This window comes from Proteiniclasticum sp. (assembly GCF_032054185.1).
In the GTDB taxonomy this organism is placed as follows: Bacteria; Bacillota; Clostridia; order Clostridiales; family Clostridiaceae; genus Proteiniclasticum.
Map to the genome: position 1 here is coordinate 1 of NZ_DAMBTF010000027.1, position 23,955 is coordinate 23,955.

Sequence of the window (23,955 nt, forward strand, 5' to 3'; positions counted from 1 at the left end):
TAATTATCCCATATTTGACTTTCGAAAAATATCCATCCGATTAATGACCGCTTACGGATCATTGTCACCAGAAGTATGCTCAGTGCGCGAATAGACTCTACACTGAGACCTCCCGAGGGCGGAATAAACATGGCAGCTGTCAGTATAACTGCGGAAAGGATGATACCGGTCCAACGTTTACTTAACTTCATAACATAACCACCAGACAAATTTATTTTTGTATTTAACTCACATAATAATCTATAGTATGATAAAATCTTATTTCATATCCGCTATACTGTCAATATTTTAACTATGATTTCGACTAGTATTTTAGATAATTTAAATATTATTAATAAGTTTGCGAATTTTGACATTAATTCATGAAGACTGTACTAATTCTTATCGCACAGAATGATCTACGGATATGAAGATTTACGCCACAAAAAAATCGATGCATGTTCTACACCGATTTTCCCCGTTATTTACTCTGTTCTTCATGATACTGTTCCACGAGTCCAACAGCTCCTAATTTACTCTCTGAATCATCAGCATTCATGTAGTCATCATAGTTTGCTAGAATAAGATCAACACCGATTTTTTCACTGATCGGATGATCAAATAATGATGGATTCCGCTCATATTGAGATCTGGTATCAGGAATCTGATAAACCTGACTTTCCTCACTGATGAAATAGTAATCTCCACCGTAAGCCAAAAGGTCAGCTTTACCAGTTTTCAGAGGGTCTGCGAGGGCTAGGGTATGGTAGAACATTTCTGCCCCTCCTCCATACATCAGCACATCATATTTTCCCTGGTACTTTCCGATAAGCATACTGAGATATGAACTGCCCTTATTTTCAATGATAAACAGCCACTGCTCTTCTTCTGTCATCAGTTTCTCCAAGCTGGGATCACTCATGTCCAGTTTATCAAAATTAATATGATTCACTCTGTAGCCTTTCTCACCTATGGTGTATTTTTCCTTAGTGAGGCTGTTCATGACTCTTCTATTCTCCACCATATCAAGCACCTGCTGCGGAATCTCACCTGCGCTGCCTTTACCTGGAGAACTATTCATTCCATATCCGGGTATGTAATCAAAAACCCGCTTTAAAGTATCGGATATGTTATCAGATCCAAAAGAAAGGAGTGTTGCAAAAACCAGAAGCACTGCAGCGGCACTGATCAGGATTTTATTTTTGAACACTTTTGGCTTCTGATCAGCCCTAACCCTCTTATGCACAGAAGCTTTGATTCTTTTAAGCGCTGCTTTGTCCACATCGTAGTACATTTCATTTTCCAGGAGAATAGATGTCTGTTTTTCGTCTAGTTCATCCAGAATATCTCTTAGTTTATCATCCACATTAGACACCTCCTAGTAGTTCTCTTAGCTTCAGGTGACCTCGGGACACTTTTTTATCGACGGTATTTTCTTTCAGACCAAGATCAGCCGCGATTGATTTTGTGCTTTGTCCAAAATAATATCTACGTATGAAGATTTCACTATCAGGTTCACCTAACGATCTGATCACACAGATTATCTCAGACTGATGTTCTTTATCCACTACAATCTGTTCAGTATCATGATCTTCATAAAGAGGAACGCCTGAAACATCGTCCCACGATGATGTCAGACGAGCTTTACTTTGTTGGCTTCGATAGATGCTGATTGCTTTTCTTTTTGCAATAACTGCGATTAAAGCTTTAAATGATCCTTTTGCCAGGTCGATCCGATTTCTTTGCCTGTACACTTCATGAAATACATCAATGACGCATTCCTCAATATCCTCTTTTGAGCATAATCCCTTTAATTTTTCTGAAGCGATGTAATATACTAACCCCGCATATAAGTCCATTGTTCTATCGAGAGCTTTCTCAGGGTTCACCTGGAAGAGCTTCATTAAATCCTGATCTGACAACACATCACCACCTCATCAATCTAAATCTATTCTCTTACTCTATATATTCGCATACGAAAAGATAAATCTGACACATATCTAAAATTTTTTATTTTTTGAATAAGCAGTATTCACTCGGTACTGGTGAATCTTTATTGACCAAAACAGGTATCCTGCTGAATCCGTTTTTCTCCTTCGACTCCCTCAAAATGTGTAAAATTACTGATCCGCCACCTGTTCAAAGTCATTGTGTGAATCTCATTTTTATGATTGAGAAGATTACTGATATCCCTCATTATGAAATCGGTTGAAATGAATATCTTTATAGAATTTCTTCTTTTGATACTGTGTTTCATAATATATAATTATTTATAACATATCTAAATTAACAATATACTGAAAAGGAGAATAAAGTTGGATAAAAAGTACTATATTTCCATCATAATAACAATTCTCATCGGATTTACAATGTTATCAGGTACACTATTCTTTACATTTAGAGGAAGTAACAGTCCTTCTTCTATCACGGAAAGTGAAACAGCAGGTTACAGCAGATATGAGATGATTTCTGCAAACGACTCAAATCTAATCATATTTGATAAGGAGACAGGAAAAGTATGGAGAAAATTCATTGAAGATAACGAAGGTCCTGTAGAATGGTCAGATGAATCGCCAGATTTCATGAATTAAGAGTCTCCGTATTATCTCCTTCTGTTGAATCTCATACCATATAGGCTTAGATAGAAAAACACCTAAATCATAAAAGCAGCAATCCGAATCATCAGATCACTGCTTTAGAAAATGGAGCTACTAAGCGGAATCGAATCGCCGACCTGCTGATTACGAATCAGCTGCTCTACCGACTGAGCCATAGTAGCACGCGTTACCATATTAGAAGCTAGTTGTTGCAACGTATTTAGTTTGTATACTTAATTCTCAACTTGCCATTTTCTCTAATCTATACTTTTTAGAACAGCTGATTTATATAGTATAGTACAAAATCAATTGTAAATAAATCCTTTATTTATACTATTTTTGGACTCCTACTATTGATACTTCTAAGACATTGAAAATCTTAAGCAACAATTTTAAAGATGGAGTTGTTCGCCCTACTTCTATATCACATATGTAAGTATTAGATAACCCTATTAGACTTCCCAATTCTTTCTGAGACAGCCTTTTATTCTTTCTAAATTTCTTAATTTCCTCTCCTATGGTTTCTTGTACAATAACACACATATATCCTCCACCATATTCATAATTTACTGAATAGACTCTTCTCAAATATCCTTATACTTTAGGAACTACAGGCTTAACTCGTTCCTCCTCCAGCTCATCCTACTGTTACTAGAGATACCCTGTTGAAATGCAAATATTAATATGTAATAGAGTTTATTTATTAAATCGAATCTGCAAGTTTAAATTAATAGCTTTCTTTCCATCAATATCATAGGCATCAGCATAATCATGTTTACTAGTACTTCCTCTCTCAAAGCAAGTATCCTTAAGTAAGTAATCTTCAAACTGATTTCTATTGTATAAATGATAAGCGAGAACATCTCCATCTGCCTTTACAATAATATAACCACCATTTGCATCATCCTTACCGCTCCACTTCTTAGAAGGATTCATTCCAAGAGCAATAGCAGTCAAAAACTTTTTAAACTTATATGTATAAAATCCAGAGTCAGGATATTTTAAAGGATTCTCTTTCTCAAGTAATTCTACAATTTCTAAACATGACTTCACATTACTTAAATAAGAATACTTTATTGCATATGCAAGTATCTCGTTCATGTTGCTATCTATGAGCATTAGATTGCTTTTGAAGTAAGTATTATTTGTCTCTAAATACTTTAATTCTATACTATTTGTTTTGATATAATTCAATCTATCTATTAGTTTGCTTCGAGTACTTATTAAGTTAATATCATTACACATTTCATCTGAAGCACCGACTAATTCAAAAATAAAATTAGTTGCTTTAGAAGCGTTAACAAGAGTAGCGGGTGTACCTAGTTTTGACTTTATACTAAAGCCTGTCATTGAAGTATACCCTGTCTGGATATCGTGAATCTCCATTAAAATATCTGTCTTGTCTTGTGAAGGAGCTGCAATCTTTAAACAACCAATACTGTTCATAAAAGCCTCCGTACGACTTATATAGAAAGAACCTGTCCCAGTAAGAATTTGATTGAATAAGTATGTGGCTTCTGAAGTAAATTCACTTGGGTCAATCTCTGTTAATAATACATCTTCATTGTATACTTGAATCTTTTTATCAATCTTATATTCATATATTTGCTTAGCAACTTCTTCTCTCAGCACTCTAATTATTGGAAAATATACTGAGTCTAGTTTGTTCAGATTACTATCAGCAGCATGTATCTTTCCGTCACCTAGCAATTTGAATAAAGTATATATTTCACTCCATTCACCTTTGTTCCCTGTTATCATTCTAATACCTCTCTAATTTTTTCAGCAATTGCTCTTATTACTGGAACTGTTACAGAATTACCTAATTGCTTATATAGATGTACATCTGCGAGTTCTAACTTATAGTCTTCTGGAAACCCTTGAAGTCTCGCCCACTCTCGAGGGGTCATTTTCCTAATACCTTCTCGGTTAACTTCTCCTTTTATATGAGTAACTGGAGTATAATCTTCTAGCCTATCATCTATTATGAGATTTCTTTCTCTTCCCATTCCACCACATACAATAGCTCCTGCTATGGAATTATGGTTTCTTACTTCATATCCAAATCCGTTTCCTTTAGCTTCATGTCGTGCCCTATGTTTTCGTAGTGTGTCTAGATATTGATTACTAAGGTAGTACTTCACAGATACTATTTTATCTTCGATTATATCGCTTAACACAACACTATCGTTTGTCTTCTCTGGGAGATTGAATATTTTTGGAGCAATATCATTTCGAAAAGCTACAATATATATTCTCTCTCTATTCTGAGGAACCCCAAAATCCTTTGAATTAAGGACCTTGTGGAACACTGTATAACCTAATTCATTTAAGGTTCCTAGTATAATTTTAAAGGTTTTGCCTTTGTCATGGGAAGTAAGTCCTTTAACATTCTCACAGAATATAACTTTAGGCTTATGATACTCACATATTCTTGCTACATCAAAGAAAAGAGTACCTCTAGCCATTCCTTTGTAATCATCATCAAACCCTAGTCTTCTTCCAGCTAGGCTGAACGCTTGGCAAGGAAACCCAGCAAGGCAAATATCAAAACTCGGAATTTCTTTTTCATTAATTTCTGTGATATCACCAGCTATTTCAAAGTCATCTTTAAAATTCATCTCATATGTTTTTACTGCATTCGCATCCCATTCACTGGCATATACAGTCTTAATTCTATCTCCAAATGCTTGCTCGAAACCTAGTCTTATTCCTCCTATACCAGCAAATAAATCAATTGAATTTAATACTACACTTTCATCTATTGATTTATTATTGTTACTTGCTCCAGCTCCTAAGCCTTTACTTATTTTATTTTTACTCAACAATCTTTCACCTCATATAATATTTCATTAATATATTTAAACTTTTAAAACCCAATATTTTCTACGAGAATCATTCGAATCAATTCCATCTAAACAGCTGATTCATACCATCTATAGCTAATTATTCTCATACGGTAATTTTTCACCACAATTATTTATATGAACTTGCTTTAGCTGAGAAGGATACATAAATGAGCTCAACTCAGATCTGTCCAAAGTGTTCAAATAAACATATAACTATTCTAACATAAACGGTCTCAGTCTGCCTTTTATAAATTTCATGAGAACGAGATTATTATAACTGAACATGTGTTTATAATATATTACCATAATTAATGAAAAAACTTCAATTTCAAATGAATATAAAAATAAATTCATTGACATAATATATTAGGGTTGCAAAACTGCGCTCTCACCTACAATACTATGAAAGCTCAATAAAATAAGCGGAGGTAAATTATGAAACAAGAAACAATAATCTGTGTCATCGAGAGCGCTATAGGTTTCCATGGAATAAAAGGAGAACTCATTGCAGAGCAAATAGGTATTTCATACACATACCTAAGACAAATAATACAAGGCGAACGAGGCTTTTCTCAAGAAACTTATGAAAAAGCTGTACTATGGTATGAAAATTATATTTCACTCTTCAATTAATTGCACAGCTTCAGCTCACTGAGGGAGGAGTCAGATCTTCCCTTCCTTCTTGCTGTCCTACTTAATACACATGAAGGTGAATAAAAAGACTATTTACTAACATAATATTAAGGATAAATAAGTTCTACTAGTCATAACAATATAAACACTTTTAATTAATGGAGGTAAAATCATGAATCAAGAAAAGGTAATACAAGTTATTAAACAATCAATGGAGGAAATGGGAGTCAAAGGTATATTCTTGGCTAACTCAATTGGTATATCCTATACTTTTATGAAACAAGTATTAAACGGAGAACGAAATTTTTCACCAGAAACCCTCGAAAGAGCAACCATTTTCTTTAATAGGTATCCTTACTTTTTTAATATTTAGAACTTCTCTCTTCTCTATTGCCTTGTTGCCGTGCGGGGCTACTCGGAGACGCAGAGCGTCACCTCGGCGGTCTGCCTCGCAAGCTTCGGCGCTCGACCGCGAATGATTGAAGGAGGTATGATTTATGAATGATTTTCAAATATTTTTATTAGCTGAATTTCTAATAATCTTATTAACTGTTATATAATACTAAAGGAATTACTTAATCCATTTTCACTATCAAAGAGTCCTTGGGTCGCTCAAACGCCGCTCGGCTTATGGGAATATATTAATAGGACAAGAACAATTATTATCTTTGATTTCTGTTGATAATCAACATATATCACGATTATCAACAGAACATTTTTGCACCATATTATGGCATATTTTGTACTTTTTTGCCCCATCAAAAGGAGGATTTAATCATAAATAATTACCACAACGAAGAACAACAACCTAAAGAACGCAGAGCATGGACAATTCGTGGAGTAAAAGATTTTCACAACGGAAAATTTGAACCTTATTCTAGAACAACATACATAAACCAATTAGAAGCCATGAACAAGGCCATGGATAATAAACGCAAAAAGGACGAACTAAAAGAATATTTCACATTCTATAATATTCAAAACTACGTACATATAACCCAGATGAATATTAAGCTCTCAAAAAGTGATTTGGCTAGACTTATCTATTTATCATCATTTTCAAATTATACAGAAGGAATGCTCGTTTATGACAATAGTGTACCTATTCAAGAAAAAGACCTTCCAAAAGTATTAAATACATCACCAGTGACAACAAAAAGATTTAAGAAGAATTTGACAGAATTAGGAATCCTAAGATTTGAAAACAATAAAATCTACGTATCAACAGGTTTCGTTTTTAAAGGAAGATCAGCTGAGAAAGTTAAGCATTATTCACGAATGTTCAATAACTCAATTCGTGATTTATATGAAAACTCAAATATTAGCTCATTAGCACTTATTTATCAGATACTTCCATATATTAGTTTTTGGCACAACGTTCTTTGTAGAAATCCTAAGACTAAAAATACCCCAATCAATCCTCTAAATTGGAATGATTTATGCAGTATTCTCGGAATAAAGAATCCTAGTGAACTTAAGAAAAAGCTTAAAGAGTACAGGTTCAGTAATGGAGAACATATACTTAAGACAGGGACTCTAGGCGATGATACTCTCATCTATATTAATCCACGAATAGTCTACAAGAATAATGATTCTGACATATTCAAAACTGTATATGCACTATTTTGTATTGGTGATACATATCAATCGGACGAAAAATTACTCACATTATAATTATGAGCCACCAACGGCAATATGAAGACTCCATCTTCACTTTTTATTTAGTAAACCTCTGATATATTAGATGAACACCCCACATTCCAATGCTAACTAATATACAAAGTTGGCATTGGAATTTTCTTTGTATTACCTTGATTATCAATGGTTTACAGCTATTTTAATGCTTATTGGTTGTAAAACTGTTGACTTCAATGCTAACTTATAATAGTATTATCGTAATACTTATCATTCATTCTTAGGAGGTTTATATGGAAAATTCAACCAAAACATCACGAGGTATAACAAAGGCTCAAGAAGTTGAACCATTAAAAAACACAAAGGATATCACAAAGATTAAAACCTATCTGAAAGGAAAAGATAATCTCAGAGACTATATGCTTTTCACTGTAGGTATTAATGTTGGCCTGCGTGCTGGCGACTTACTATCATTAAAGATAAAGGATGTCATCAATAGTGAAGGCCTTATAAAGGATAATGTAACTTTATACGAAGAGAAAACAAATAAGAAAAGAAACTTTACTATTAACAACAGCTCTAAAGAAGCCATAGAATTATACTTAAGCTCCATCGCTAACTACAGTAAGGACGACTGGCTGTTTAAAAGTAGAAAAGGTAACAGCCCTCTTACCGTTGAAAGTACTCACAAGATAATTAAATCAGTAATTAGAGAATTGAACATTAAAGGCAATTATGGAACTCATACGCTGAGAAAGACATTCGCTTATCATACCTATATTAATAATGTCAGAGACAATCCTAGTATTCTGCAAACGCTCCAAAAAGTATTAAACCATAGTACTCCATCAATGACATTACGATATATCGGCATAACAAAAGAAGTAATTACAGACCTTTATAATAATCTTAATCTATAGCAACAAAAGGCCTTTTAAGCCCCTTTTCAGAGGTTTATAGGGCTTTTAAAATTCATCTAGTGTTAGTTTACCTTTGTTATTCAAAGGGCTGTGCGATCTGCCAAACCTTTTAAATTAATGCAGAAAACATCATGGTATACTATATCTATGGTTAATGATTATTACCATTATGAAATTACAGAATAATGAATGGAGTTGAGTTATTATGAAACAACATGAGCTATTAATGATTGAAATGGTGGAAAAGCAAATATTAAAACCTCATTACAAGGATTATACAATTGAGGAAGGTGATGACCCTCCAGATTACCTGCTAACAATCAACAATGAAAAGATAGCTTTGGAACTTACTAATATCTCAAGCTTAATTGAAGTAAATGGTGAACTTAAAAATTCAATTGAGTTTATCATTCCTCTTGACAGCATAATTGAATCACTCAATGATAGATTCTCATCATTTTTAAATCCAAAGTATAATCTCTTATTAATAATAATACTACCAGTAATTAATTATAGGAAATTCAATTTGAGCATTTATAAAGCTGTGAAAAATCTACTATTAACAGATTACTTAGTTGAATCTGAAGGCTCTATAATAATTTGTGATAACTATATACGATGGAAGAAGGTTGACAACTTATCCAGTATTCCTAGAATCAGATTCATGGAATCATTCGATGATAAACACTCTGTTGTAGTTGATAATCAGATAACAAACATGTTAATAAAATCCATTAAATTGAAATCTAAAAAAATGGAAAATCTTAGTAGTACTTATATGTCTCAAAAATGGCTCTGTCTTCGCAGTAATTATTTTCTAGCTACAAAGCATGACTACTCTTTAGCTTTCGATAACTTAAATATAGAACATGACTTTAATAAAATTTTGATTATTGACAATGACAATGAAGTTATAGAGTATAATTTTGTTCAGCCATAATAATGCTTGAGATACAATGAATAAAGCTCCTACAGAATTATACTGTAAGAGCTTTCTATGTTATTCTTCGTCTAATTCATTTTCCTTAAGTGCATTCTGCAATCCTTCTATCAGTATCTTTATATCTTCTGGTGACATAATCTCAGATACATATTTCTCAAAAGGGTCTTCAATTTTAATATGTAAGTTACCATATTCAACATGAGTAGTTACCTCGAATTTTAGATTATCAGTTAAGATTTCAATAGTTTTCATTTTGATTGCCTCCTAATATTATATTATTTATTACGTGTAATTAATCTTTCATTGCTATGGAGCTTTAATATTGAATAGCTCTCAATATCGCTCATGTGTGTGTTATCGTATGTCTTTAGATACCTCTCTGTCATTTTCAATGTCTTATGGCCTAATAGTCTTTTCAAATTCAGAGAGTCACCTCCAGAAGTAACGTAGTTACTTGCAAATGTCCTTCTAAAGGCGTGTGTGGCTGTTGTAGAGACTCCTCTAGACTTGTTGTACTTTGCTATCTCGTGAGCTAATCCACTTGATGTGTACGCCTTCGCTGTTACAGTTGGGAATAGATAATCTTCCTTAGTAAGTCTAAAATCCTGAATATACCTTTTCAATATCTTTGTGAGAGTTATAGTCAAAGGTACAAATTGATTATCTCTATTTTTTGTATGGCTTGTTCTAACTATATTATAATCGAAATTTACATCACTCACCTTAATATTTAGTACTGTTGATAATCTATTCCCTGTTTCTAACATATAATTAACTACTGCCCATATTTTGTATTCTCCATCCGTACATGTCTTGAAATTAGGTTTCTTAATCAATAGCTTTATTTCATCATTTGAATAAGTCTCACCAACCTCAATATCTTCTTTAGGTAAAGAGAATCTAAATAGGCTTAACTCTTCTTCTTCCATACCATAGTATAAAACAGCTTTTACCGCTCTTAGGTATGAATTGATAGTTGATTGATTACTCTGTGTTTCTTGCAAATGAATCATATATTCATTCACTCTTTCTTTAGTAATTACACTTACATCATTAATACTATTATCAGATAACCACTTCTGAAAGTTCTTTATGTTTTTATTATAGCTGGTTATTGTTGCTGGCCGAACATTTTTGATAATACGTGAATTAATAAAATCACGATACAGCTCCTCAAAGCTAATGTTTTCTGATGTCTTTTCCCTAGTAATTTTTCTCATTTTTACACCTCTTTTGATTTAACTTGAACAGCTGATTTCTAAAAAATGCAAATAAAAAAATGCAACGATTTAATCTGCTAAATCATTGCAATTACTAGCTTATAAAATAACTGGAGCTACTAGGCGGAATCGAACCGCCGACCTGCTGATTACGAATCAGCTGCTCTACCGACTGAGCCATAGTAGCACGCGTTACCATATTATTCTATTACAAATCCTCAACAACTTCAATGGATGGGAAAAGAAACTCTTTATCCCAACACGTATTTAAGTATAGGTGAGGTAAAAAGACATTATGTAAGTAGAGAGAAGCGGCATTCTCATATACACGAGAATCAGGTGTCAGACTCAAAATGAGGGGCATGAATTAATCATTCCCCTCACATCATCATCTGTTCTTATCGGTTTACTCTTCTATACTTTTGAGCGGTTTTACGGCAGGCCCTTCGATGACAGTTCCATCATGACGGAATCTCGATCCATGACAAGGACAGTCATAGGTATGCTCCGCATTGTTATACATCAGTTCACACCCCAGATGCGTACAGGTGGCATCCACCATGATCAGCTTACCGCTTGAATCCTTATACGCTCCGACACGTTTTCCACGGTGCCGGACGATTCCTCCTTCTTCGAGACCGATTTCGCTGAGCTCGGTTTTCTTCGAAGCCACTTTCCCCATAATCATCTCTTTTGCCACATTAAGATTTTCTTTCACTGCTTTTCCTAGGTTTTCTCTGATCTCACCTCTGCTGGGGAGGAAGATATCTTTATAGGGCGATTCTCTTCCCATGAGCGTATCCGTAAGAAGAATTGCAGCGAATGTTCCATTTGTCATCCCCCATTTTCTGAACCCCGTTGCCACATAGACACCCTGAACTTTTGATGAGATTTTCCCGATGTACGGCATTTTGTCCAGTGACTCATAATCCTGAGCGGACCATCTATGGCTTGGCTCGTTAACGGAAAAATAGTTTCTGCCGAATCTCATGAGCTCCTTATAGGAATCATGAGCAGAATCTTCCTGTCCGACCTTATGCCCCCTTCCTCCGATCAGAAGATACTTCCGGTGATCTTTTTCAGCATAACGGATAGAATAGGTCGGTTCACCTGCTGTAATCAGCATCGCATCTTCAGTTTTCTCCACCGGAAAAGCGACCAGATAGGATCTGTATGGTGCAAGCCTTGTGAAATACTGTCCGGAACCGTCATAAAACGGAAAACCTGTAGCCACCACTACACGATTTGCCCGAATCACGTTTCCGTTTTCCATCTTCACCATCTTCATTCCATTTTCTTCTTCAAGGTCTACAGCTCTTGAATGCTCAAACATCTTCACACCTGTTTCTTTAAGATCAGACAGAAGATGTGTCAGATATCTTACCGGATCAAATTCCATCTGGTCTTCAACCCTAAGTCCTGAAACTCCGGGCAGTCCAAAAGGAACCAGATCGACCATCCTTCCTTCTATTCCGATCTTCTCATAAGCTTCATGTTCTCTCTTAAGCTTTCTTACTCCCTCATCATCATGGGCGTAGATCATGGCATAAGCTTTTGTAAGACCGCACTCGATTGTATGTTCTTTCACCATTTTTTCAATAAAGGACATCCCTTCCCGCTGAGCCTGATAGTATAGTTTTGCGGTATTCAGATCATACTTGTCGAGGATATGTCTGTAGATGAGGTCATGCTGAAAAGTGACCTTGGCTGTGGTATTTCCTGTTGTGAGATTCAAAAACCGATCAGCCTCCACGAGTATGACATTCACATTCTCCTTTGACAGCAGATTGGCTGTAGTGACTCCTGTTATTCCACCCCCGACAACCAGCACATCACATTCCTCATCCTTAGAAACCGCCGGAAAACTATGAATATTTTTTGTATCCAGCCAGAGAGAAAGCGCTTCTTTTCTTAAAACGGACTCATACATTAACTTTCACCTCAATATCTTATTTTCTTCTATCCTATCGAAATGTAATTAACAGGGATTGAACTTTCCTTGAATATTGCGCCTGTACGGGTATTCTTAGCCCATCTGATCAGATATAGAGAAGAAATCAGAATAAAAAATGACCTCATCTGATCTGATCAAGATCGGATGAGGTCATTTTTAGTCTATCTGGTTTCCAGGTTCACTCTCTTCATGAGCTCTTCTGTAGTCAGCATCGATACAGCATCATGAACATATGCTTTGAAGGTTCTGATTCCGTCTTTTTCGGTCATCCTTTCCTCCGCAAGCTCCGAGGCCACTCCCATGACAGCTGCCCCCAGCGTCGCACTGAGGAAATAATCATCGGTCAGTCCCGAATAAGTGGCCATGATCGAGGCAACGGATGAACCTGCTCCGCAGATTTTCTTCAGTTTCGCATTTCCATTGGAAACTCTTGCGATTCTTTCACCATCGGTTATGATGTCCGTTTTTCCTGTCATCACCACAACCGTGTTCAGTTTCTTCGCAAGCTCAATGCAGTATTTCTCTCCTCCTGTTTCATCTTCAAAGGAATCGATTCCTTTGTTTTTTGTCTCATAGCCCAGGATAAACTTGATTTCTCCGAGATTTCCCTTCAAAATCGAGACTTTGACCTCATCCAGAAGATGGGTGATGGCGTATTTTCTGAAGGATGATGCGGTTATTGCGGCCGGATCCAGAATCACCGGAACACCGGCACGGTTTGCCGTAACCCCTGTCATGGTCATGATATCGAGGTATTCCCTGTTGATTGTTCCAAAATTCATAACTACAGCATCAGAGCCTGAAAACTCCACCATTTCATGTGCTTCAGAGATCTCATCGGTCAGAACCGGAGAACCTCCTGAATGGATGCACATATCCACAAGATCAAGCACCGTGACATAATTGGTCAGAAAACAGACCAATGGATACTTCTCTTCAAATTTTTGATCATAGAGCTTCTTCATCTGATCCTTTAAATTCATTACTTCCTCCTAAACTGCCATCTCATCATAGGTTACATCTATGATATCTGCTCTTTCTCTAACCTGTTCATTGGTCAGGATGGACAGAGTATCAAGAAGGTGATGCTTGTAGGTATAGTAGCCTTCTCCCTCATTTCTCATGGTATCTGCAATTTCACCTGCTATCCCCATAATGATGACTCCTGTCATGGCACTGTAGAAGTAATCATCCGTAACACCGCTGAAGGTCCCTACAAGTGCTCCGATGGTGCATCCTGTTCCGATAACCTTAGGCAGGTTCGGTGAACCGTTCTTTATTCTTGCTACTCTTTCTCCGTCACTGATGACATCTTCTATACCAGTCATGGCAACAACACATCCATACTTCTTTGCAAGAGCCACTACATACTTCTCAGCTTCCGATTCATCCTCATTGGAGTCTACTCCCTTGGATGTGGTCTGAACACCAAGGCATGCCTTGATCTCTGCAAGGTTTCCCTTTATGACGGAAATCTTGAGCTCCTCAAGCATTCTTCTGATGGACTGTGATCTGAAAGGAGTTGCGCCTGCCGCCACAGGATCAAGAATGATCGGAACACCCAGTTCTGTTGCCTTCTTCCCAGCTTCGATCATGGCATTTACCTGTTTGTTGGTTACTGTTCCGATATTGAATACCAGTGCATCCACTTTCGCAAACTCAACAACCTCAGCTGCATCGATAGGGTCATCTGTCATGACAGGTGTACCTCCGAAATAAGAAGTGATACTGGTCAGCTCATTTGCTGTAACATAGTTGATGAGAAAATCGACCAGCGGATTTTCTTTCTTTGCTTTATCCATTAACGAAATTATTTTGTCTATATGATTCATTTTCCTTTAACCCTCCTGAGATAACTTATTGTCAGTATCTTCATCTCGATACAATATCAGATTATACGCATCAAAAACGTGAGAATTCAAGAACGTCATCAAAATATAACACTGTTTTAAAGGATTCTTCACCGGTTTCTGTCTATATTTTGTTTATTTCATCAAATCTGGAATCAGAGACGTGATTTTTTCCTTTGTAATCTCAGGGGATGGTTCTGCAGCTAATGAAAACAGAATTGTCGATTTCACTAGGAACCCAACGGAAAATCATGAATATGTTAATCCTTCTTATTTTGTTATATATTTAACAAGAATCAGAGTTTTATACCAATATTTCCTCTCTCAAAACCAATATGATCAATCATTTTCATTTTCGTACTTATCCGATTCTTCTTTCATTTTATCATTTATTCAATTATGTAACCGTTTAACTGAGCATTGCTTATATTATTGATAATTAAATCACAATATTTTACGAAACTATATTGACTATGTAATTTTGAGATGTTATGATTTGATTGTCAATAAATTAACAAAGGACGTGTTGAATATGAACCCGATTACTACCGTAGAAGAACTGGAACAGTCATTATCGGAACTTCGCAAGCAGCAGGAGATCTTCAGTCAGTATACTCAGGACCAGGTAGATGAGATTTTCAGACAGGCTGCACTTGCCGCCAATAATCATAGAATCACATTAGCCAAGCTCGCTGTCGAGGAAACAGGCATGGGCATTATTGAAGATAAAGTGATCAAGAATCATTTTGCCTCGGAATATATCTACAATCAGTATCGGAACGATAAAACCTGCGGCGTCATCGAAAGAGACGATTCCAATGGCCTCATGAAGATTGCTGAACCTATCGGTATTGTGGCCGCAGTTATACCTACCACAAATCCTACCTCCACAACCATATTCAAAGCGCTCCTAGCACTAAAAACAAGAAATGCGATCATCTTTTCCCCCCATCCTAGAGCAAAGAACTCTACCATCGCCACAGCAAAGATCATACTGGAAGCCGCTGTTAAAGCGGGTGCTCCTGAAGGAATCATCAGGTGGATCGATAAACCTTCTCTGGAAATGACCCAGAAGGTCATGGCTTCTGCTGATATTATTCTTGCAACAGGCGGTCCCGGTATGGTGAGGGCAGCCTACTCATCAGGTAAACCTGCAATAGGCGTTGGCGCAGGAAACACACCGGCCATCATCGACGAGACTGCTCACATCAAGATGGCTGTGAGTTCGGTACTGCTTTCTAAAACCTTCGATAACGGTGTCATCTGCGCATCAGAGCAGTCCATCATCGTCCTTGATAAAGTTTATGAGGAAGTGAAAAAGGAACTGTCAGAGCGTGGTGCGTATCTGCTTTCCGCTGAGGAAACAGATGCGGTCAGAAAGGTCATCATGAAGAACGGAACACTGAATGCTGAGATCGTCGGACAGAGCGCTTGTCGCATTGCTGCTCTTGCAGGACTTGAAATCCCAAAGAACAGCAAGGTGATCATCGGCGAAGTGGAAGAGATTTCCGATGATGAACCATTCGCCCATGAAAAGCTGTCTCCGGTACTGGCCATGTATAAAGCATCAGATTTCAACGACGCACTGGATAAAGCGGACGCACTGGTCAAGCTTGGCGGGTTCGGACACACTTCTGTACTTTACACCGATCAGATCCGCTCCAAGGAAAGGATGCAGCTCTTCGGCAGCCGCATGAAAACCGGAAGAACCATCATCAACATGCCTTCTTCCCAAGGCGCCATAGGTGACATCTACAACTTCAGGCTTGCACCTTCTCTTACACTCGGCTGCGGAAGCTGGGGCGGAAACTCCGTCAGTGAAAATGTCGGTGTAAAACACCTGCTGAACATTAAAACAGTGGCAGAGAGGAGAGAGAATATGCTTTGGTTCAGAGTTCCCCAGAAAATCTACTTCAAATACGGTGCACTCGAAGTTGCACTGAAAGAGCTTACCGAGATGAAGAAGAAGAAAGCCTATATCGTGACTGACCGGGTACTCTACAATCTCGGTTACTGTGGAAATATGATCAGAATTCTGGAAGAACAGGACATCGACTTCAAAATATTTATGGATGTTGAACCAGATCCTACCCTTTCCACCGCGAAAAAAGGTGCAGAGGAGATGCTGAGCTACAAGCCCGATGTGATCATCGCTCTTGGTGGAGGGTCACCCATGGATGCTGCAAAAATCATGTGGACACTCTATGAGCATCCTGAAGTCCGCTTCGAAGATCTGGCCATGCGTTTTATGGATATCAGAAAGAGAATCTATCCTTTCCCGAAACTGGGCGAAAAGGCGACCTTCATCGCAGTCCCTACCACCTCAGGAACAGGTTCGGAAGTGACTCCATTCGCGGTCATAACCGACGAGAAAACAGGCGTCAAATATCCGCTGGCTGATTACGAACTGACTCCACATATGGCAATCATCGATACGGAACTCATGATGAAGATTCCAAAAGGACTGACTGCAGCATCAGGATTTGATGCACTTGTCCACGCTATGGAAGCCTATGTATCCGTTCTTGCTTCTGAGTATACCAACGGACTGGCACTTGAATCCATCCGTCTGATTTTCAAATATCTCCCACTATGCTATTCAGAGGGAGAGCGCAATGAAAAAGCGAGGGAAAAAATGGCTCATGCTTCAACTATGGCTGGCATGGCTTTCGCCAACGCCTTCCTGGGGGTATGTCACTCCATGGCTCATAAGCTCGGTGCCTTCCATCATGTCTCTCACGGTCTTGCCAATGCGCTGCTCATCGATGAGGTGGTGCGATTCAACGCAGAAGAAAGTCCGATAAAGATGGCCGCTTTCCCTCAGTACAAGTATCCGAACATCACATACAGATATGCAAGGATTGCAGACTATCTGGGTCTTGGCGGTAGCACGGATGAAGAAAAAATCGAACTTCTGATCACAGCTCTTGGCGAGCTGAGGAAAAAACTGGATATTCCATCCTCCATTCAGGAACTCGATATTCCGGAATCTAAATTTCTGGCGAGCTTAGATGAGATGTCCTACCAGGCTTTTGACGATCAGTGTACCGGAGCAAATCCAAGATATCCGCTCATCAGTGAAATCAAAGAGATGTATCTCAGCGCATATTACGGAAAATAAATCAGAACCCACAAAATCCTGGCGGAAATATCCGCCAGGATTTTTAACTGCTGTAACTTAATCTTCTTCAATAAAAAAATCCGCTATACTTATGGCGGAGAGAGAGGGATTCGAACCCTCGGTACCCGTAAAGGTACGCCGGTTTTCAAGACCGGTGCCTTAAACCAGCTCGACCATCTCTCCATGAGTATAGCGACAATATGTATTATATCAACATTGAAAAAGCATGTCAACGGCTTTTAGGATAAAAATCAGGAGCTGTGTCAAATAAAACACAGCTCCTATCAGGTTCCTCTCTGATTTTCCCCTTTATCTGATGAATTCTTCACCTTTAAGGTAGGGTCTCAGCGCTTCAGGGATAGTTACAGTTCCATCCTCATTCTGGAAATTTTCCAGAATCGCAGCCATCGTTCTTCCGATCGCAACACCCGAACCGTTAAGGGTATGGATGAATTTCGGCTTATCTTTTGGTGTTTCCTTGTACTTGATGTTGATTCTTCTTGACTGGAAATCCTCGAAGTTTGAGCAGCTTGAAATCTCGACGTATCTGTTGTAGCTTGGCATCCAGACTTCGATATCAAATTTCAGTGCTGCAGTAAATCCTAGATCACCTTTGCAGATTCTCACAACGCGATATGGAAGACCAAGTCCCTGAAGCACTCTTTCAGCATCGAGAACCAGCTTATCAAGCTCCGCATAGGAATCTTCCGGCTTTGTGAACTTCACAAGCTCAACCTTGTTGAACTGATGCTGCCTGATGAGCCCTCTTGTATCTCTTCCCGCCGAGCCTGCTTCAGCTCTGAAACATGCAGAATAGGCAACATGCTTCACTGGAAGCTCTTCCCCTGTGAAGGTCTCATTTCGGTACATATTGGTTACAGGAACTTCTGCTGTCGGAATCAGGAAGTAGTCATCCTCTGTAAGTTTGAATGCATCTTCTTCAAATTTAGGCAGCTGCCCTGTACCTGTCATGGACATACGGTTCACCATGAATGGAGGCATGACCTCTGTATATCCGTGATCAGTATGGGTATCCAGGAAATAGTTGATGATTGCCCTTTCCAGTCTTGAGCCGTATCCTTTAAGGAAAGTGAATCTTGAGCCGGTAACCTTACCTGCACGTTCAAAGTCCAGGATATCCAGGTCTGTACCGATGTCCCAGTGGGCTTTAGGGTCAAACTCGAACTTCTTTGGCTCACCCCATTTTCTCACTTCCACATTATCCTCATCGGTGCTTCCTGATGGAACATCCTTGTGAGGGATGTTGGGGAGTCTCATCATGATGAATTCGATCTGTTCATCTAGCTCTCTGACTTTAATGTCCAGCTCTCTTATGCTGTCTCCTAAAGTCTTCATCTCAGCCATGATGTCCATAACATCTTCTCCGGCTTTCTTCTTCTTTGGAATCTCTGCCGATACCTGATTCTTTCTTGCTTTTGCCGTCTCAACTTCGACCAGTGTCACTCTTCTTTCCTCATCAAGAGCCACTACTTTGTCAAAGTCGGAAAGATCGATGCTTTCTCCTCTGTCGCTCATCAGCGCTTTGATTTCTTCCACGTTTTCTCTGATTCTTTTGATATCCAACATGATTATCACTCCTCGTATACTAAAATAGAATATAAAAAAAGAGCCATATCATCCGTAAAGGGACGATATGACTCGTGGTGCCACCCTAATTCGACGGACCGGGGTCCATCCTTAACAAGATAACGGTCTTCTCCGTACTGCGATTAACAGTCCCTCAGAGGCGGATTCCCAATTTATCCACTGCAGATTCACACCATACCACCTGCTCTCTTTAAGTATCTAAAAAGGTACTATTCTCTTCATCGGTTTATTTCAGTTAATTATAGCCTTAAGTCCTTAAAAGGTCAACTCTCCACTGTTTTGGTCACGATGATGTTTACACCGATATTCAGGATATTGCTGCAGATGATGTCCCCTTTGGCAAGAGGGACACCTACATAGATTCTGGAGAGAACCTTCGAAATGTCAATGAAATAGCTTCTGTCCACCGGACGGTCGCTTTTCACCGGTACCATATTATGGGTCTTTGAACCCTTGATTCTGATTACACTCGTATAATACTCCGTTTTCATGACTTACTCCTTACATGGAATCGAATTCCTTGATTCTGGCGAATATGACCTGAGAATCCTTTTTGTCGTTCATGATATCCAGCGGGCTTTTGTGCAGCTCTCTTGCGAGGATTCCGATCACCTTTGTGAGGCAGTAGGATCCCTGGCATCTTCCGAATATCGTGCCCGTTCTTCTTCTTACACCTTCAACGGTTCTTGCACCCATAGGTCTTCTTATGGAATCCACGATTTCCCCTTCAGTCACATTGGAGCAGAGGCAGATCATCTTTCCATACTTCGGATCGATCTTTATGATCTCATTGCGCTCTTCATCGTTCATTTCCCTGAAGCGGTAGTACTTTCTTCTCTTGCCTTCAAAGTCGTTGTTTGAGGTCGCTTTGAAGTGCTGGAGTACCAGCTCCACTGCATCGCTGGTCAGGGCGGATAGTACATTGTCCACAGCGTAGTTCTTCGACTGGATGTGGATATAGCCATCCTCCTGATACTCTGAATCGATCATGATGGGCTCAGTCCAGTACCGGTTTTCATTGATGATGTCCACCCTTTCTGGAGGGAAGGGTCCGATGACGCTTTCCACTTCCTTTTTCATCTGGGAAAACTCCTTGGATGAGGTGGTCTGAAGGCTTGCAAGAAGCTTGTTCGTTGAAGTGGGAAGAAGTGTGATCACCTCTCCGTTGTCCTTGTATTCCTTGATGATATGTTTGACTTCATTCAGGAAGTCCTTCTCGATGAGCATATTTTCCACAATATTATCAGGTCCTACGGTATCCAGATCTTTTTTGATGGTGTATTTATCTCCGAAAGTGGTTCTGACCACAACTCTTGCGGTATAACGGTTTTTGTTTGTGGTGACCTTTATTCCGCCTCGTGGAAGATCCTGAATGTCCGTAACCTCTTCCTCGAGTCTGAAGCTTACACCGTTGTCATAGGCGATTTCAGCCATGGCTGTTGCGTAGTCGTAAGGTGATATGACACCTGTATTCATAGAATAGATGGCATACCCTTCTGACGGCTTGATATTATGGTTCATTTTATTCGCTTCTTTGGTGGACAGTAGAGAGATGCCTTCAATCCCTCTGTCTTTTGCTCTTTTATAAATCTCCTCAGCTTTCTCTCTTGAAGGATAGACGGTGAAGGACGGAACCTTTTCATAGAAAACATCCAGCTCCTCCGATAGTTCATCCAGTTTCATATTGCTTCTTCTGATGAGTTCAAATACTCTGTCGTCTTTAATATCCTTGCCGTCAAGAATAAGAGAAGAGTTGAACAGTGCCACATCCTCGGCTACATCGAAGTTCTTTTCGATGATTCCGATATTCAGGTTGTATTTGCAGAGTTCATAAGCCATGGAACAGCCTACAAGTCCTCCACCCAGTATGATTACATCATAATCCATTGTTCTTCTCCTCCTACTGACCGATCATGGAGTCAAGAACATTCTTGAGCTCTTCCATCAGTCTTCCGTATTCAGCCCAGTTTCCGGCCCTCTGCGCTTCTATGGCATCGTTGAAGAGGTTATTCGCCTCTTTTGCCAGCGTCTCATCGATGACCCCTCCCGGCTCGCCCGGCGTTTCCGCTTCAAAATTGAACAGCATGTTGAGTGTATTTGTGAAGGTATCCGAAATGACGATTTTATCATCATTTGAGATGACAAAACGCTTGATTTCCGGAATGGAATTCTCACCTTCAGCTACAAGATAGATCGGCACCACATATAAAAGACTGTCTTCTATAGGGGTAATGACCATATCTCCAAACTCCACCTGAGAACCGGCATTATCAAGAAGTGAAAGCTCCTTGGAGATTTCCGGATCCTGATTGAGTTTGTTTGTGAAAAGGTATGGGCTCGATACGGTTTTCTGCGGTGGGAATTTATATTCCACCAGCTGCCCGTAGTGCTCCCCTTCCATCCTCACATTGACGATGGCAACCATATTTTCCTTGCCCTTGATTGTATAGTACTCGGTAAATACAAGCTCCAGATCCTGTTCGTCTTCGAAAGAGGTGAACAGGGAGTAAGGCTCCTGTGAAGTGCTTTCTTCATTGTTTGATCCGGTGACTCTTGATTTCTGCCATACATCTTCACCGTTATAGAAGATTGCGGGATTTGTCACATGATACTGCTCAAGAACAGTGGTCTGCATTTCAAAAAGATCTTCCGGATACTTGATATGTTCTCTTAATCCTTCAGGCATTTCCGAAAGATCTTTGAAGAGTTCCCCGAAAATCCTGTTGTAGCTGACGGCTATTGGATCATCCGGATCAGCCAGATAGAAATCGACTGCTCCGGTATATGCATCCACGGTCACCTTGACCGAGTTTCTCACATAATTGAGCCCATTGAAGGTCTTGGCATTGGGATATCTGTCTGTATGGGTATAGGCATCGATCATCCAGTAAACCTTGCTGTCCGAAACAACGAGGTACGGATCTGAATCATAACTCAGAAACGGTGCTATGGTGATGACCCTGTTTAATATATTTCTCTTTCTTATGATCTTTGAATCACTTGTAATCTGCGAAGAAATGAGAATCTTCGGTTCCTTTTCTTCAATGGCATAGAGGAGTCTGTTCAGGAGATTCATCTTTATTCCGGCCTCTCCTGTATACCTGTAGCTTTCATTTTCTCCGCCACGGGGGTAATCGAACTCATCCGTCTGTGTGCCTACGATGACATAATCGGAAACCAGCTCCCCGAAATAGATTCTGGGATTATCCAGAGGAATATCCGTGATGTTATTTGTAGGGATATCCTTCATGAGGAAATCAGGCTGTCCCTGGGCGGTCACAGTACTTGAATCAGACATGACTACACCATATCCATGGGTATAGAAAAGGTGAGTGTTCTGCCAGGTGGATGGAGAGATGAGACTGCTGTCGATCTCTCTCGCAGACAGGAATACCTGTTTCTTCTCACCACTGATCATATATCGGTCCACGTCCACATCATTGAAATCATAATATCCTCTTATGACCTGTGCCTGTCTGATAAAATCAAGGGTATGTCGGTAGGAATTGACCTTTATGCTGTCCACAACTTCCCTGTTGCCCGTGATTTCTCCAGGAGAGATATCTTTATCCGCTTCAAAAAGTCTGATGTCCACATTATTGATTCCGAAAGCCTGCCGGGTCATATTGATGTTGTTCTCGATATATGGACGCTCTCTCTCCAGCTGATTGGGATTGACAACCAGCGCCTCCACAGCAAAAACTGCAGCGATTCGAAGAACACTTAGTGCCAGGATTCCAAGAACAGGATAGGCAATCAGATTGACTTTTTTCTTCACGATTCCAAAAGCCACAACAGCAGCCGAGACAGCAGCTAATACTGCGATAACCCTCAGGAAAGGTACATTGATTTTGATGTCTGTATATCCCGGGCCAAAAACGACGCCTGATTCATTGAACATGACAAGGAAGGAATCCAGATAATATTTCAGTGCCATGAGCAGGAGAAATAGAGAAATCAGCATGGCCAGAGCTTTTCCGGCAAACTGGATAAATCCGTTCTTGATCACGTGAAGAATTCCTCTGGCATTTCTGAAGTTCAGTCTGTTAAACGAACTCTTCGCTGCAATGATTAGATAGATGAGCACTGTCAGAAGAATAAGCAGAACGACAACTGAAAGAGAGAGGGAAATCAGAAACTGATACAGGGGCAGTCTGAATACATAGAAGGAGATATCCTTGCTGAAGATCGGATCCACCTGTCCAAAATCCACACTGTTGAAATACTGGAGAATGACATACCAGTAATCCTTGGCCAGTCCATAGGCGACCACAAGGAAGAAAATTCCCGAAGCGACATACACATATCTGTTTCGCCTTTTAATCTCCCCATCAGTTTTCTGAGGATAGCTCACCAGGTCATACTTTTTGGAGATACTCCTGTAATAGAAAATGGACACCAGATAGAAGATGAGAAAAATCGGCAGGGTTAGACCCGCAACAGCAAGCGCTCTTGTGAGATAGGTTCTTGTATAGCCCACTTCACCGAACCACTGCAGATTGGCAATAAAACTGGTCGAATTGAACAGAATGATCAGCCCGATCAGAACTGCACCAATAATCACGTAAAGATTCTTTTTGCCTTTCAGTCTATTTCTGAACTTGAATTTGAAGTTCGGTTTGATATCGATTTTCATGAATTTGCCT

General features: G+C 39.2%; 22 protein-coding genes, 3 tRNA genes and 1 other annotated feature. Of the genes, 7 read left to right on the forward strand and 18 right to left on the reverse strand.

The annotated features are described in order from the left end of the window. From RTX25_RS12380 to RTX25_RS12390, 3 genes are all read right to left on the reverse strand, one after another. The coding region (locus RTX25_RS12380) for a hypothetical protein (protein ID WP_312654146.1) at positions 1-191 on the reverse strand (191 nt) is incomplete at its 3' end. A 269-nt stretch (positions 192-460) separates the two neighbouring features. Continuing rightward, positions 461-1,345: a hypothetical protein gene (locus tag RTX25_RS12385; protein WP_312654147.1), complete on the reverse strand. Its 885-nt coding sequence runs from the start codon at positions 1,343-1,345 to the stop codon at positions 461-463. A gap of 1 nt (position 1,346) precedes the next feature. Then, complete coding sequence (locus RTX25_RS12390; protein WP_312654148.1) at positions 1,347-1,904, reverse strand: sigma-70 family RNA polymerase sigma factor; 558 nt, start codon at positions 1,902-1,904, stop codon at positions 1,347-1,349. A gap of 390 nt (positions 1,905-2,294) precedes the next feature. Here RTX25_RS12390 and RTX25_RS12395 point away from each other — a divergent pair, with 390 nt between their 5' ends. Next, the gene (locus RTX25_RS12395; RefSeq protein WP_312654150.1) at positions 2,295-2,570 is read left to right on the forward strand and encodes a hypothetical protein; all 276 of its coding nucleotides are present in this window, start codon (positions 2,295-2,297) and stop codon (positions 2,568-2,570) included. Between the two features lie 112 nt (positions 2,571-2,682). Here RTX25_RS12395 and RTX25_RS12400 read toward each other — a convergent pair. The 4 genes from RTX25_RS12400 to RTX25_RS12415 all read right to left on the reverse strand — a co-directional run bounded on the left by RTX25_RS12400 (position 2,683) and on the right by RTX25_RS12415 (position 5,401). After that, positions 2,683-2,758 (reverse strand) — tRNA-Thr (locus RTX25_RS12400). A gap of 151 nt (positions 2,759-2,909) precedes the next feature. Next, on the reverse strand, positions 2,910-3,119 hold the full coding sequence (locus tag RTX25_RS12405) for a helix-turn-helix transcriptional regulator (protein ID WP_312654152.1): 210 nt from the start codon (positions 3,117-3,119) through the stop codon (positions 2,910-2,912). Between the two features lie 153 nt (positions 3,120-3,272). Further along, entirely contained in the window at positions 3,273-4,337 is a 1,065-nt protein-coding gene (locus RTX25_RS12410) for an HpaII family restriction endonuclease (protein ID WP_312654154.1), read from the reverse strand. Next, complete coding sequence (locus tag RTX25_RS12415) at positions 4,334-5,401, reverse strand: DNA cytosine methyltransferase (RefSeq protein WP_312654156.1); 1,068 nt, start codon at positions 5,399-5,401, stop codon at positions 4,334-4,336. The genes RTX25_RS12410 and RTX25_RS12415 overlap by 4 nt, the downstream gene beginning before the upstream one ends. 459 nt (positions 5,402-5,860) lie before the next feature. On the opposite strand from RTX25_RS12415, the gene RTX25_RS12420 reads away from it, so the two are divergent. The 5 genes from RTX25_RS12420 (at position 5,861) to RTX25_RS12440 (ending at position 9,553) form a co-directional block, all read left to right on the forward strand. Continuing rightward, a complete protein-coding gene (locus RTX25_RS12420; RefSeq protein WP_312654158.1) occupies positions 5,861-6,058 on the forward strand; it encodes a helix-turn-helix transcriptional regulator in 198 nt (65 codons plus the stop codon). Between the two features lie 172 nt (positions 6,059-6,230). Then, positions 6,231-6,431 carry a helix-turn-helix transcriptional regulator gene (locus tag RTX25_RS12425; RefSeq protein ID WP_312654160.1) on the forward strand — a complete coding sequence of 67 codons (201 nt, stop codon included), beginning with the start codon at positions 6,231-6,233 and terminating at the stop codon, positions 6,429-6,431. A gap of 305 nt (positions 6,432-6,736) precedes the next feature. Further along, positions 6,737-7,732: a hypothetical protein gene (locus RTX25_RS12430; RefSeq protein WP_312654162.1), complete on the forward strand. Its 996-nt coding sequence runs from the start codon at positions 6,737-6,739 to the stop codon at positions 7,730-7,732. Positions 7,733-7,986: 254 nt separating this feature from the next. Next, on the forward strand, positions 7,987-8,613 hold the full coding sequence (locus RTX25_RS12435; protein ID WP_312654163.1) for a tyrosine-type recombinase/integrase: 627 nt from the start codon (positions 7,987-7,989) through the stop codon (positions 8,611-8,613). A gap of 205 nt (positions 8,614-8,818) precedes the next feature. Beyond that, a complete protein-coding gene (locus tag RTX25_RS12440; protein ID WP_312654165.1) occupies positions 8,819-9,553 on the forward strand; it encodes a hypothetical protein in 735 nt (244 codons plus the stop codon). A 60-nt stretch (positions 9,554-9,613) separates the two neighbouring features. Here RTX25_RS12440 and RTX25_RS12445 read toward each other — a convergent pair whose 3' ends face one another. From RTX25_RS12445 to thiM (RTX25_RS12470), 6 genes are all read right to left on the reverse strand, one after another. Then, positions 9,614-9,808 (reverse strand): hypothetical protein, encoded by a 195-nt coding sequence (locus RTX25_RS12445; protein WP_312654166.1) that lies wholly within the window; start codon positions 9,806-9,808, stop codon positions 9,614-9,616. 23 nt (positions 9,809-9,831) lie between these two features. Further along, a complete protein-coding gene (locus tag RTX25_RS12450) occupies positions 9,832-10,776 on the reverse strand; it encodes a tyrosine-type recombinase/integrase (RefSeq protein WP_312654168.1) in 945 nt (314 codons plus the stop codon). Between the two features lie 111 nt (positions 10,777-10,887). Next, a tRNA-Thr gene (locus tag RTX25_RS12455) sits at positions 10,888-10,963 on the reverse strand. Between the two features lie 219 nt (positions 10,964-11,182). Continuing rightward, on the reverse strand, positions 11,183-12,706 hold the full coding sequence (locus RTX25_RS12460; RefSeq protein ID WP_312654170.1) for an FAD-dependent oxidoreductase: 1,524 nt from the start codon (positions 12,704-12,706) through the stop codon (positions 11,183-11,185). Between the two features lie 185 nt (positions 12,707-12,891). Beyond that, the gene (gene thiM / locus RTX25_RS12465) at positions 12,892-13,713 is read right to left on the reverse strand and encodes a hydroxyethylthiazole kinase (protein ID WP_312654172.1); all 822 of its coding nucleotides are present in this window, start codon (positions 13,711-13,713) and stop codon (positions 12,892-12,894) included. Positions 13,714-13,722: 9 nt separating this feature from the next. Next, positions 13,723-14,562: a hydroxyethylthiazole kinase gene (gene thiM / locus RTX25_RS12470; protein ID WP_312654174.1), complete on the reverse strand. Its 840-nt coding sequence runs from the start codon at positions 14,560-14,562 to the stop codon at positions 13,723-13,725. A 517-nt stretch (positions 14,563-15,079) separates the two neighbouring features. Here thiM (RTX25_RS12470) and adhE point away from each other — a divergent pair. Then, positions 15,080-17,701: a bifunctional acetaldehyde-CoA/alcohol dehydrogenase gene (gene adhE / locus RTX25_RS12475; protein WP_312654196.1), complete on the forward strand. Its 2,622-nt coding sequence runs from the start codon at positions 15,080-15,082 to the stop codon at positions 17,699-17,701. Between the two features lie 92 nt (positions 17,702-17,793). Here the strand turns inward: adhE and RTX25_RS12480 are convergent. From RTX25_RS12480 to RTX25_RS12500, 5 genes are all read right to left on the reverse strand, one after another. Continuing rightward, a tRNA-Ser gene (locus RTX25_RS12480) sits at positions 17,794-17,884 on the reverse strand. Between the two features lie 126 nt (positions 17,885-18,010). Then, positions 18,011-19,288 carry a serine--tRNA ligase gene (serS, locus tag RTX25_RS12485; protein WP_312654176.1) on the reverse strand — a complete coding sequence of 426 codons (1,278 nt, stop codon included), beginning with the start codon at positions 19,286-19,288 and terminating at the stop codon, positions 18,011-18,013. A gap of 55 nt (positions 19,289-19,343) precedes the next feature. Then, positions 19,344-19,540, reverse strand: a binding site (T-box leader). 32 nt (positions 19,541-19,572) lie between these two features. Beyond that, positions 19,573-19,800 (reverse strand): DUF1667 domain-containing protein, encoded by a 228-nt coding sequence (locus RTX25_RS12490; RefSeq protein ID WP_312654178.1) that lies wholly within the window; start codon positions 19,798-19,800, stop codon positions 19,573-19,575. Between the two features lie 10 nt (positions 19,801-19,810). Continuing rightward, positions 19,811-21,196 (reverse strand): FAD-dependent oxidoreductase, encoded by a 1,386-nt coding sequence (locus RTX25_RS12495; protein WP_312654180.1) that lies wholly within the window; start codon positions 21,194-21,196, stop codon positions 19,811-19,813. 13 nt (positions 21,197-21,209) lie between these two features. Next, on the reverse strand, positions 21,210-23,945 hold the full coding sequence (locus RTX25_RS12500) for a UPF0182 family protein (protein ID WP_312654181.1): 2,736 nt from the start codon (positions 23,943-23,945) through the stop codon (positions 21,210-21,212). Between the last annotated feature and the right edge of the window lie 10 nt (positions 23,946-23,955).

What these genes read in the sequence shown, in the direction of transcription:
- RTX25_RS12405 (WP_312654152.1), bottom strand. Translation starts at nt 3,119, where the DNA reads ATGTGTGTTATTGTACAAGAAACCATAGGAGAGGAAATTAAGAAATTT.
- RTX25_RS12410 (WP_312654154.1), bottom strand. Translation starts at nt 4,337, where the DNA reads ATGATAACAGGGAACAAAGGTGAATGGAGTGAAATATATACTTTATTC.
- RTX25_RS12420 (WP_312654158.1), top strand. Translation starts at nt 5,861, where the DNA reads ATGAAACAAGAAACAATAATCTGTGTCATCGAGAGCGCTATAGGTTTC.
- RTX25_RS12425 (WP_312654160.1), top strand. Translation starts at nt 6,231, where the DNA reads ATGAATCAAGAAAAGGTAATACAAGTTATTAAACAATCAATGGAGGAA.
- RTX25_RS12435 (WP_312654163.1), top strand. Translation starts at nt 7,987, where the DNA reads ATGGAAAATTCAACCAAAACATCACGAGGTATAACAAAGGCTCAAGAA.
- RTX25_RS12440 (WP_312654165.1), top strand. Translation starts at nt 8,819, where the DNA reads ATGAAACAACATGAGCTATTAATGATTGAAATGGTGGAAAAGCAAATA.
- RTX25_RS12445 (WP_312654166.1), bottom strand. Translation starts at nt 9,808, where the DNA reads ATGAAAACTATTGAAATCTTAACTGATAATCTAAAATTCGAGGTAACT.
- RTX25_RS12450 (WP_312654168.1), bottom strand. Translation starts at nt 10,776, where the DNA reads ATGAGAAAAATTACTAGGGAAAAGACATCAGAAAACATTAGCTTTGAG.
- RTX25_RS12460 (WP_312654170.1), bottom strand. Translation starts at nt 12,706, where the DNA reads ATGTATGAGTCCGTTTTAAGAAAAGAAGCGCTTTCTCTCTGGCTGGAT.
- thiM (WP_312654172.1), bottom strand. Translation starts at nt 13,713, where the DNA reads ATGAATTTAAAGGATCAGATGAAGAAGCTCTATGATCAAAAATTTGAA.
- thiM (WP_312654174.1), bottom strand. Translation starts at nt 14,562, where the DNA reads ATGAATCATATAGACAAAATAATTTCGTTAATGGATAAAGCAAAGAAA.
- serS (WP_312654176.1), bottom strand. Translation starts at nt 19,288, where the DNA reads ATGTTGGATATCAAAAGAATCAGAGAAAACGTGGAAGAAATCAAAGCG.
- RTX25_RS12490 (WP_312654178.1), bottom strand. Translation starts at nt 19,800, where the DNA reads ATGAAAACGGAGTATTATACGAGTGTAATCAGAATCAAGGGTTCAAAG.
- RTX25_RS12495 (WP_312654180.1), bottom strand. Translation starts at nt 21,196, where the DNA reads ATGGATTATGATGTAATCATACTGGGTGGAGGACTTGTAGGCTGTTCC.
- RTX25_RS12500 (WP_312654181.1), bottom strand. Translation starts at nt 23,945, where the DNA reads ATGAAAATCGATATCAAACCGAACTTCAAATTCAAGTTCAGAAATAGA.